The organism is Terrabacter sp. 2RAF25, assembly GCF_052115265.1.
Lineage (GTDB): Bacteria > Actinomycetota > Actinomycetes > Actinomycetales > Dermatophilaceae > Terrabacter.
Genome location: NZ_JBFRGJ010000013.1, coordinates 52,188 through 62,355, shown reverse-complemented (window position 1 = coordinate 62,355; position 10,168 = coordinate 52,188). Strand labels below are relative to the sequence as shown.

Here is a 10,168-nt window from a genome sequence, read left to right as displayed (position 1 = left end):
CGCCGCAACGCCAAGTCCCGCGGGCTGCTCTTCTACCGTCTCCTCGAGCAGGCCGTCGACACCAGCCCACACCCGCTCAAGGACCTCCTCCGACCAGAAACGGGCATACCGGACTTCACCTAAGCAGATATGCAGAACACGTGTTCGACCGAGATGGAAGAGGGGTCGTGGCCCTGTGGACAACGAACTGCCATGCGCGACAGCAGGGTTCACAGACCACCCGCTGGCGAAGCCGCCGAACCCACTGACGGGACGTCCACCATGAGGACACGCGCTCCCATCTGCCGGACACGCGTACGTACACTCGCAAGTAGGTCATGAGTGCCAGCGCCAAGCCCCGGCTCGCTGGCCGGCAACCCTCCCACCGCGGCGGGGTGCCCCGGGTGAGGACCTGGCCCGTCGACGCCCCGGCGCTCGGGCAAGCGCGGAGAGCTCCTCTCCCGCACCGACCCGTCGGTGCGCCGGCCCGATCATCTCGACGCAGGCCCGGTCATCGACACGACTGAGGAAGAGCACACGAGAGATGACCGAGCCCAACTGGTCCTTCGAGACCAAGCAGATCCACGCCGGCCAGAGCGCCGACAGCGCCACCGGTGCCCGCGCCCTGCCGATCTACCAGACCACCAGCTACGTCTTCAACGACACCGACCACGCGGCAAACCTGTTCGGGCTCAGGGAGTTCGGCAACATCTACACCCGCATCATGAACCCCACGACCGACGTCGTGGAGCAGCGGATCGCCGCGCTCGAGGGCGGCGTGGGTGCGCTCCTGGTCGCGTCGGGGCAGTCCGCCACGACCCTGGCCCTGCTCAACCTCGCCGAGGCCGGCGACCACATCGTCGCGTCGCCCAGCCTCTACGGCGGCACGGTCAACCTGCTCAAGTTCACGCTGCCCAAGCTCGGCATCGAGGTGAGCTTCGTCGAGGACCCGACCTCGGTCGAGTCGTGGCGGGCCGCCGTGCGCCCCAACACGAAGGCGTTCTTCGGCGAGACCATCGCGAACCCGAAGGCCGAGGTGCTCGACATCGAGGCCGTGGCCGCGCTCGCCCACGAGCACGGCGTGCCGCTCGTGGTCGACAACACCATCGCGACCCCGTTCGTCATCCGCCCGATCGAGTGGGGCGCCGACGTCGTCGTGCACTCCGCGACGAAGTACCTCGGTGGCCACGGAACGTCCATCGCGGGCGTCATCGTCGACGCGGGCCGGTTCGACTACGCCAAGGACCCGGAGAAGTTCCCCAACTACAACACGCCCGAGGAGAGCTACCACGGCCTCGTCTTCGCGCGCGACCTCGGCGTCGGCAGCCCCCTCGGCGCCAACCTCGCCTACATCCTCAAGGCCCGCGTCCAGCTGCTGCGAGACCTCGGGCCGTCGGCGGCACCCTTCAACGCGTTCCTCATCGCGCAGGGACTCGAGACGCTGTCGCTGCGCATCGAGCGCCACCTCGAGAACGCGGCCAAGGTGGCCGCCTACCTGCAGGGCCAGGAGCAGGTGGAGCGCGTCGTCTGGGGGTCGCTGCCCGACAGCCCGTCGTACGCCACCGCCCAGAAGTACGCGCCGCGCGGGGCAGGTGCCGTGCTCTCCTTCGAGATCGCCGGTGGCCTCGAGGCGGGCAAGAGGTTCGTCGAGGCGCTGACGCTGCACAGCCACGTCGCGAACATCGGCGACGTGCGCTCGCTCGTCATCCACCCCGCGTCGACGACGCACTCGCAGGGCCCCGAGGAGGACCGCGTGGCAGCCGGCGTGACCCCGGGTCTGGTGCGCCTGTCGGTCGGCATCGAGAACATCGACGACATCGTCGCCGACCTCGAGCAGGGATTCGCAGCGGCGAAGGCCTGACCCCTCGCCTCCCACGAACGGCACGGTCGGTCTCCGCCGGCCGTGCCGTTCAGCGCAGTGCCCGTGTGTCGGTGCCACCGATGACGTATGCCGCCCGCCGAGGCGGGCGCATCGGCTCGGTCAGCCGACGACCTCGTCGACGAAGCACCACCGCCACGTCTCCCCCGGCTCGAGCGAGCGCATCACGGGGTGGCCGCCCTCGTGGAAGTGCGCCGTCGCATGCTTGAACTCCGACGAGTCGCAGCAGCCCACGTGCCCGCACTCGAGGCACAGGCGCAGGTGCACCCAGCTCGTCCCGTCGCGCAGGCACTCCTCGCACCCTTCGGGAGTGCGGGGCTCGGCGCACGCGCCGCTGTCCTGGAGATGCTCGCAAGGAGCCTCGATGGTGTCCACGGGCAACATCTCACTTTCTGCCAGTCGGTTCTCCTGGTCCTCGAGGCGGTCGAGCATCGTCTCCTCGAGGTCGAGCGCGCCGAGCACGGTGCGCAGCACGGCGTCGTCGGCGCGCCCCTCGTCGCGCAGCCGGAGCACCTCGCCTCGCTCTGCCTCGAGCATCTGCAACCGCGCCCGCCGGTACTGCGTGCTCGGGGTCTCCGCACCGTCGACGCCACGGGGGCCGAGCCGCTCCCACAGCTGGTTGACCCGGTCGGACGCGCGCTCGCGAAGCATGTCCTTGGTGGACTCGTCGACGTCGGGCATCTGCGCGAGCACGTCGAGCCCTGACCGGGTGGCGGCCTGCAGCACCGTCGCAGCCTGCAGCGCGTCCTCTCTCGGGTCGGGCCCACGCACCCCGAGACGGTGCGCGACCCACGGCAGCGTCGTGCCCTGGACGAGGAGCGTGCCGATGGTGACCACCACGGCGATGAGGATGAGCACGGCGCGCACCGGCGTCTCGGGCAGCAGCAGCGCGGCCGCGAGCGTCACGACACCGCGCATGCCGGCCCACGACAGCACCCCGGAGTGCGACCAGGGCGCCTCGGCCTCGGCGCGCATCACGTGCGTGCGCAGGTAGCGGAACGGGAAGACCCACACGGGGCGGAGGAGCAGCACGGCCACGAGGGTGCCCACCGCGGCGACCGTGATCCGGGCTGCCGACAGCTCGGAGCTCTGGACGTTCTTGACGACGTAGAACACCTGCAGCCCGATGAGCAGGAAGACGGCGTTCTCGAGGAGGAACTGGATCGATCCCCAGTTGATCCGCTCGCTCAGGCGTGATGCGCCGGACTGCGTCGTCGGCGACTTGTGTCCGAGGATGAGCCCGGCCGTGACGACGGCGATGACCCCGGAGGCGTGCGCCTCCTCGGCGGGCACGTAGGCCGCGAACGGCACCATGAACGAGAGCACGGTGTCGAAGGCCGGCTCGGTCGAGAAGCGCTTGCGCAGCACGACGACGACGATCGACACGACGAAGCCGATGGCAGCGCCACCGAGCGAGGCCCAGAGGAAGTCGAGCACGACTCCGCCGAACGTCACCTCGTGCGCGGCGGCTCCGGACGCGAGGCCGGTGGCGGCGAGCGCCGTGCGGAGCGCGACGAGGGCGGTCGCGTCGTTGACGAGCGACTCGCCCTCGAGGATCGAGACGAGCCGGCGCGGCAGTCCGATGCGGCGGCCGACGGCGGTGGCTGCGACGGCATCGGGCGGTGCGACGACGGCGCCGACGGCGAACGCGAGCCCGAACGAGATGTCGAGCACCTTCGTGAGGAAGAGCGCGACCCCGAGGGCCGTGAAGAGCACGAGCCCCACGGAGAGCCCGAGGATGGTGGCCCGGTTGTTGCGGAAGTCGACGAGCGAGGTCTGGATGGCTGCGGCATACAGCAGCGGCGGCAGGATGCCGAGCAGCACGATCTCGGGGCTCAGCGCCACCTCGGGGACGAACGGCAGGTAGGAGCCGGCGATGCCGACGACGATGAGCACGAGCGGTGCCGGGAGCTCGAGCCGGTCGGCGAGCCAGGCACCGCCCAGGACGGTGGCCGCGATGGCGAGCAGCCCGATGGCGATCTCCACGACGCCATCCTGCCGTACGTCGTGCTCGGACAGCCGGTGGCGTACGCGTCAGGCGAAGAAGGAGCGGACGGCCTCGGTGACGCGCTGCTGGTCGGTGTCGGTCAGCTCGGTCGCGCAGGGCAGCGACAGTCCGCGTGCGAAGAGTCCGTCGCCGACGGCCCCGGCCAGCACCGGGGCGGTGATGAAGGGCGGCTGCGCATGGAGCGGACGCCACAGCGCCCGCGCCCCGACGCCCCGGGCCTGCAGGTGCGCCAGGAAGTCGTCGCGTCCGCGTCCGTCGCCCTCGGGGACGAGCACCGAGTAGAGCCAGTAGGTCGCCTCGAGCCCGTCGACGCGCGGCGGCAGCACGAGCGGCAGGTCGGCGAAGGCCGCGTCGTAGCGAGCCGCGATGCGGTGCTTGGCCGCGACGAACTCGTCGAGCCGCTCGAGCTGAGCCAGGCCGAGGCCGGCCGCGATGTTCGTCAGGCGGTAGTTGTAGCCGACCTCGTCGTGCAGGTAGCCGACGTCGGGCACCTTCGCCTGCGTGGTCAGGTGCCGGGCGCGGGCGGCGAGGTCGTCGTCGTCGGTGACGATCATGCCGCCGCCACCGGTGGTGGCGATCTTGTTGCCGTTGAACGAGAAGGCGCCGATGCGCCCGACCGTGCCGGTGTGCCGTCCGGCGTAGCGCCCCGTCGACCAGGTGGCCCCGAGCGACTCGGCGGCGTCCTCGAGCACGGGTATGCCGTGTCGGTCGCAGGCGTCCATGAGCGGTTCCATGTCGGCGGGCTGGCCGAGCACGTGGACGATCTCGACGACCTTCGGCTGGGCCTCCCCCGCTGTCGCGCGCCGGTCGAGCTCGGCGGCCAGCAGGGCCGGGTCGAGGTTCCAGGTCGTCGTCTCGGAGTCGACGAGAACCGGCCGGGCGCCGCAGTACGCGATCGGGTTGACCGAGCCGACGAAGGTGAAGTCCGAGCAGACGACGTCGTCGCCGCGCTCGACCCCGAGCAGCAGCAGCCCGACGTGGATCGCGGCGGTGCCGGTGGCGCAGGCGATCGCGTGCTTCGACCCGACCCGCTCGGCGAAGCGACGCTCGAACTCCGAGACGAACGGTCCGACCGACGAGACGAACCCGGACTCTACGGCCTCGAGGACGTAGCGCCGCTCGAGCTCGCCGATGTTCGGCACGGCCAGCGGGATGGTGCCCTCGGGACCGCGCGCGCCCGGCGCGTGCGCCTCGCCCGTGCCCGTCACCGGTGGTACCGCCCGGCGGTCTCGGGGTCGACCCGCGGCCGCAGCCACTCGGCCGTCGCCGACAGGCCCTGCTCGAGCGAGACGGTCGGGGCCCAGCCGAGCACCTCGTTGGCGCGTGTGGGGTCGGACAGCAGGATCTGCACCTCCGAGCCCTCGGGCCGGATGCGGGCGCTCTCAGTGACGATCTCGGCGTTGCTTCCGGTCACCTTGCGGCACAGCTGCACGACCTCGCCCACCGAGACCGTGCGACCGGTGCCGAGCTGGATCGTCGTGCCCGGCGCCACCTCGGCCAGGGCGGCCCGCACGAACCCGTCGGCCGTGTCGGTGACGAACGTGAAGTCGCGCTTCGGGCTGACGTCGCCCAGCTTGAGCTCGCTCGCGCCGGCCAGCAGCTGCGAGAGCACCGTCGGGATGACCGCGCGGGTCGACTGCCGCGGCCCGAACGTGTTGAACGGGCGCAGCGTCGTCACGGGTGTCTCGAACGACAGCGCGTACGACTCGCACATCTTGTCGGCGGAGATCTTCGTCGCCGAGTAGGGCGACTGACCGCGCAGTGGGTGTGCCTCCGTGATCGGCACCTCCTCCGGCGTGCCGTAGACCTCGGAGGTCGAGGTGTTGACCATCCGCGGCGTGCCGTGCCGGCGGACCGCCTCGAGGACGTTCAGGGTGCCGATGACGTTCGTCTCGACGTAGGAGCGGGGAGCCACGTAGGAGAACGGGATCGCGATCAGTGCCGCCAGGTGCAGCACCACGTCGACACCCTCGGTGCTCGCCATGACGTGCTCGGGGTCGCGGATGTCACCGAGCACGACCTCGGCCTGCCCCTCGCGCACCGCCTGCTTGAACGTGTCGGACTCCTCCAGCCAGCCGGTCGACCCGTTGGAGTTGTAGAGGCAGAACGCCTTGACCCGCGCACCGTCGGCGACGAGCCGCTCGACGACGTGGGACCCGATGAACCCGTCAGAGCCCGTCACGAGAACCGTCTTGCCGGCGATGGACCCGGCCATCGGCTTGGGCATGAGTTCTGTTGTCACATCTGCCTTTTCGTCGTGGTTGTCATCATCCATGAAGCTGTGCGCGCCGCACGTGCGGCAGAGCCGGGTGGCTCATGCCTCGCCCTTGGCCCGGGCCAGGTCCTTCGGGGTGCCGACGTCGATCCACTCGGACTGGATCGGCCACGCGGTGACCCGCTCGTCACGCTCGAGGCACGTCTCGACCAGCCCCGGCATCGTGCTCGCCCTCCCGGCCGGCAGCCACGCCAGCGCACGCGGCTCGACGGCATACACGGCGGCGTTGATGTCGAAGCTCAGCGTCGGCTTCTCCGAGACCCCGGTGACCCGGCCCCCTCTGCTCTCCACGACACCGAAGGGCACCTCGTGCTGGTAGGTGCGCGTCGCGACCGTCACCGCCGCACCCGTGCGCCGGTGCGCCTCGAGGAACGCGGCCGCGTCGAACTCGACCATCAGGTCACCGTTCATCACCAGCACCGGGTGCTCCAGGTCGGGCCGCTGTTCACGCAGCAGCGTCAACGACCCCGCGGTCCCCAGCGGCCGCTCGGCATCCTCACGCAGGTAGCGCACGACCACCCCGAGGCGCGAGCCGTCACCGAGGTGCTCCTCGATCTGCTCCGCGAGGTAGTTGACGCTCACGTAGACCTCACGGATGCCGTCGCCCACCAGTCCCAGCACGATCCACTCGAGGATCGAACGGCCCGCCACCGTCATCAACGGCTTCGGCGTGTCCTTCGTCAGCTCCCCCAACCGGGTGCCCCGCCCACCCGCCATGACCACCGCGACGTTCGGCAACGGCGCCGAACCCACCACGTCGGACAGCGTGTGCAGGTTGACCACCGTGCCGTCCTCGTCGAGCTCGGGCACCGCCGAGATGCGCAGCGCCTGCATCAGGTCGAGCACCAGAGCCCGCGGCGACCCCGCCGCGACGAAGTGCGGCGACCGGGTCGCGTAGTCCAGGGCCGGCGCATCGAGACCATCACCCTTGAGCACCGCCCGACGCAGGTCACCATCGGTCAGCAACCCGGCCAGGTGCAGGTCGTCGTCGACGAGGAGACACACGAGCGTCGCGCTGCGGTCGACCACCTCGAGCGCGTCACGCACGGTCGCCGTCGTCGGCGCGCACGCCGCGCGCAGGTCTCGCGCCGTCACTCGGGCCCTTCCTCTCCGTCGTCCGCGCGGCCCGCCAGGTCCACGAACCGCTTGACCCGGCTCTCACGGGCCGCTGACCGAACGATATCGAGGATGCGGGCGCTCGCCTCACCCGTGCCGTAGGGGTTGGCAACGGCAGCCGCACGCCGTCGCCAGCTCGGGCTCAGGGCGGTGCGCAGGGCAGCCTCGACCGCGACGCGCCCCTCGTCGGCGTGCACGACGTTGTCTCCGCGCAGCCGGCCCCGTTGGCGCTCGCCGATGTCGACCGCCGGCACGTGCACCGTGGCCGCCTCGATGACTCCCGAGCTCGAGTTGCCCACCACGACGTCGCTGGTCGCGAGCACGCGGGGGTAGTCGCGTCCGAGCGCGGGCACCAGCCGCAGCCGGGGCTCCCGACCGGCCAGCCCGGTGAGGGCTGCGAGCACCTCGTCCCGCCCCTCGTCCATGCCGGGGTGCGTGGCGACGACCGTGCCGCAGGCGGCCAGAGCGGCCTCGGCGGCCTCCCGCGCCCACTCGCCGACCGGCGCGCCGGGCTGGGCCGTGGGCGGATGGTAGGTGAACAGGCCGATGGGCCGCGTCACCGACGGGACCGCGAGCAGCGTCGCAAGCTCGGCGTCGGGCATGGGCGCGGCCCCGGCCAGGCGGTCGAGGCCAGGCGCGCCGGTGATGTGGATTCGGTCCGCCGGCTCGCCGAGCTGGCGCAGCCGGGCGGCGGCGTCCTCGGAGGCGACGCAGTGCTGGTCGGCCAGCTTGGTGACCGCGTGGCGCACCCGCTCGTCGACGGCGCCCTCGGTGACCTCTCCCCCGTGCAGGTGCACCACCGGGACGCCGAGCACGACGGCGGGCGGCACGACGTAGAGCAGCTCCCACCGATCTCCGAGCACGACGAGCACGTCGACGTGCAGTTCGCGCAGGAGCCGCCCGGTCGCCCGCGCGAGCAGGGCCCCCTGCTCGACCTGGGCCGCCGCCGTGACCTCACCCATCGGGTCGGCGAGCGGCACGACGGCCTCCCGCCACTGGTCTGCGGAGACGCTCGCCGGCAGGGCCGCGACGAGGTCGTCGGCGGCATACATCACCCCCGTCAGCACGCGGAGCGCCACGTCGTCAGCGGCCTGCAGCGCCTCGAGCACGGGCGAGAGCGGGCCGAGGTCGGCGCGGGTGCCGACGAAGACGCCGACGGTGAGCGGGGCGGGGCGGGGCGTCATCGACCCGCCTCAGCGGGCGAGGTCGGCGTCGCTGACGGGAGCGCCCGCCTCGACCGCGCGTGCGAGCACCCGTCCGCGGATGTCGACGGCCGGGCTGACGCCGCCCTCTGGCCGCAGCAGCTGCAGGTCGGCGCCGGCCAGCTCCGTGCCGGCCGGGAGCGCCCGCGCGGCGTGCCACGAACGGCGTACGAGGACGGCGTTCTCCTCCTCGGACGGCATCCGCACCTTGACCCCGTCGCCGAGGGCACGGGCGAGCGCCTTGGTGGCGGCGACGTACTCCGTCAGTGCGTCGGGCTCGAGGCTGGCCAGGTGGTCGGGACCGGGCAGCGTGCGGTCGCTCGTGAAGTGCTTCTCGAGGATGGGGGCGCCGAGCGCCACCGCCCCGAGCGCGGTCGTGAGGCCCGGCGTGTGGTCCGACCAACCCACGGGTATGCCGTGCAGCTGGGTGAGCCGCGGGATGACCCGCAGGTTGCACTCCTGGACGGGCGCCGGGTAGGCCGAGACGCAGTGGAAGAGCACGAGACCGGGCGCCTCGGCGCACGCCTCGACGGCTGCCTCGACCTCCTCCTCGGTGCCCATGCCGGTCGAGACGAGGAGCACGACGCCGAGGCGCGACATCTCGCGCAGGTAGGGCAGGTTGGTCAGCTCGCCGGAGCTGACCTTGAGCGCCGGCAGCCCCAGGTCGACGAGCATCTCGGCGCTGTCGAGGTCGAACGGCGTCGACAGGAACGTCGTGCCGGCCTCGGTCGCATGGTCGCGCAGCTCGACCCAGGCCTCCTTGGGCAGGGTCAGCGCCTCGAGCAGGCTGCGCTGGTCGGAGCTGCCGCCCCGGTCGCGCTGGTAGGGCGTGGTGGCGGCTGCTGACGAGACGAGCTTGTCGGGAGAGAACGTCTGGAACTTGACGGCATCCGCGCCCGACGCGGCGGCGATGTCGACGAGCCGGTGGGCCAGCCCGATGTCGCCGTTGTGGTTCACGCCGGCCTCGGCGATGACGTAGACCTCGTCGGGGGTGGGCACGGCCGTGGCGCCGATGCTGACGGGGTGGACGGCGTTCAGGGGGTCGATCACGGGTTACCTCCGGTTCGGGAGGCACGGCCGACGCCTCGGGTGACGGCGGGGACGCCGATGACGGTCTGGCCGTCGGCCACGTGTGCGGTGACGACGGCGCCCGCACCGATCGTCGCGCCGACGCCCACCGACACACGGGGCAGCACGCGCGCCCCGCTGCCGACGAGCACGCCACCACCGACGGAGGCGCCTCCGAGCAGGACCGCGCCCGGCGCGACGTGCGTGCCGGCCCCGACACGGCAGTCGTGCTCGACGATGGCGCCGGTGTTGACGATGACGGCCTCCCCGACGCGGGTCGCCGGGCCGACGTGGGCGTGCTCGAGCACGACGGTGCCGGGACCGAGGACGCTGCGCGGCGACACCGTGGCGGTCGACGCCACGACGGGTGGAGCAGCGAGTCCGCGCTCGAGCAGCTCGCGCACGAGCGTGCTGCGGGCCTGACCGGCTCCGATCGCGACGACCGCCCGCAGGTTGCGGACGGCGATGAGCTCGAAGGCCTCACGGTCGTCGGTGAGCACGTCGACGTGCCACGGCTCGCCACCCGTCTCGCCGCCGCTCACCGCGACGACGGTGTGGCCGGCCCGCTCGAGCACGTCGACGACGGAGCGTGCGTGGCCACCGGCGCCGAGCACCACCCAGCCGGGCGAGTCGTCAGCCAT

At 72.0% G+C, this 10,168-nt stretch carries 8 protein-coding genes and 1 riboswitch; of the genes, 1 reads left to right on the top strand and 7 read right to left on the bottom strand.

Annotated elements, in window-relative coordinates:
• The first annotated feature begins 313 nt into the window (after positions 1–313).
• Positions 314–431: riboswitch (SAM riboswitch) on the top strand.
• A 92-nt stretch (positions 432–523) separates the two neighbouring features.
• Positions 524–1,840, top strand: coding sequence for a bifunctional o-acetylhomoserine/o-acetylserine sulfhydrylase (locus AB4091_RS21250; RefSeq protein ID WP_442294776.1), 1,317 nt, complete (start codon positions 524–526; stop codon positions 1,838–1,840).
• Positions 1,841–1,960: 120 nt separating this feature from the next.
• Here the strand turns inward: AB4091_RS21250 and AB4091_RS21245 are convergent, their stop codons facing one another.
• The 7 genes from AB4091_RS21245 to AB4091_RS21215 all read right to left on the bottom strand — a co-directional run bounded on the left by AB4091_RS21245 (position 1,961) and on the right by AB4091_RS21215 (position 10,168).
• The gene (locus AB4091_RS21245) at positions 1,961–3,844 is read right to left on the bottom strand and encodes a Na+/H+ antiporter (protein WP_442294774.1); all 1,884 of its coding nucleotides are present in this window, start codon (positions 3,842–3,844) and stop codon (positions 1,961–1,963) included.
• A gap of 48 nt (positions 3,845–3,892) precedes the next feature.
• Positions 3,893–5,074: an aminotransferase class I/II-fold pyridoxal phosphate-dependent enzyme gene (locus tag AB4091_RS21240; protein ID WP_442294772.1), complete on the bottom strand. Its 1,182-nt coding sequence runs from the start codon at positions 5,072–5,074 to the stop codon at positions 3,893–3,895.
• Complete coding sequence (locus tag AB4091_RS21235) at positions 5,071–6,093, bottom strand: SDR family NAD(P)-dependent oxidoreductase (protein WP_442294770.1); 1,023 nt, start codon at positions 6,091–6,093, stop codon at positions 5,071–5,073. Before AB4091_RS21235 ends, AB4091_RS21240 begins: the two co-directional genes overlap by 4 nt.
• Positions 6,094–6,180: 87 nt before the next feature.
• Positions 6,181–7,236, bottom strand: coding sequence for a nucleotidyltransferase family protein (locus AB4091_RS21230; RefSeq protein ID WP_442294768.1), 1,056 nt, complete (start codon positions 7,234–7,236; stop codon positions 6,181–6,183).
• Positions 7,233–8,441: a UDP-N-acetylglucosamine 2-epimerase gene (gene neuC, locus AB4091_RS21225; RefSeq protein ID WP_442294766.1), complete on the bottom strand. Its 1,209-nt coding sequence runs from the start codon at positions 8,439–8,441 to the stop codon at positions 7,233–7,235. The genes AB4091_RS21230 and neuC overlap by 4 nt, the downstream gene beginning before the upstream one ends.
• A 9-nt stretch (positions 8,442–8,450) precedes the next feature.
• A complete protein-coding gene (locus tag AB4091_RS21220; protein WP_442294764.1) occupies positions 8,451–9,509 on the bottom strand; it encodes an N-acetylneuraminate synthase family protein in 1,059 nt (352 codons plus the stop codon).
• A complete protein-coding gene (locus tag AB4091_RS21215; RefSeq protein ID WP_442294762.1) occupies positions 9,506–10,168 on the bottom strand; it encodes a NeuD/PglB/VioB family sugar acetyltransferase in 663 nt (220 codons plus the stop codon). The genes AB4091_RS21220 and AB4091_RS21215 overlap by 4 nt, the downstream gene beginning before the upstream one ends.

Excerpts from the sequence above, each read along its gene's own strand:
- AB4091_RS21250 (WP_442294776.1), top strand. The coding sequence starts at position 524 with ATGACCGAGCCCAACTGGTCCTTCGAGACCAAGCAGATCCACGCCGGC.
- AB4091_RS21235 (WP_442294770.1), bottom strand. The coding sequence starts at position 6,093 with ATGCCCAAGCCGATGGCCGGGTCCATCGCCGGCAAGACGGTTCTCGTG.
- neuC (WP_442294766.1), bottom strand. The coding sequence starts at position 8,441 with ATGACGCCCCGCCCCGCCCCGCTCACCGTCGGCGTCTTCGTCGGCACC.
- AB4091_RS21215 (WP_442294762.1), bottom strand. The coding sequence starts at position 10,168 with ATGGCTGACGACTCGCCCGGCTGGGTGGTGCTCGGCGCCGGTGGCCAC.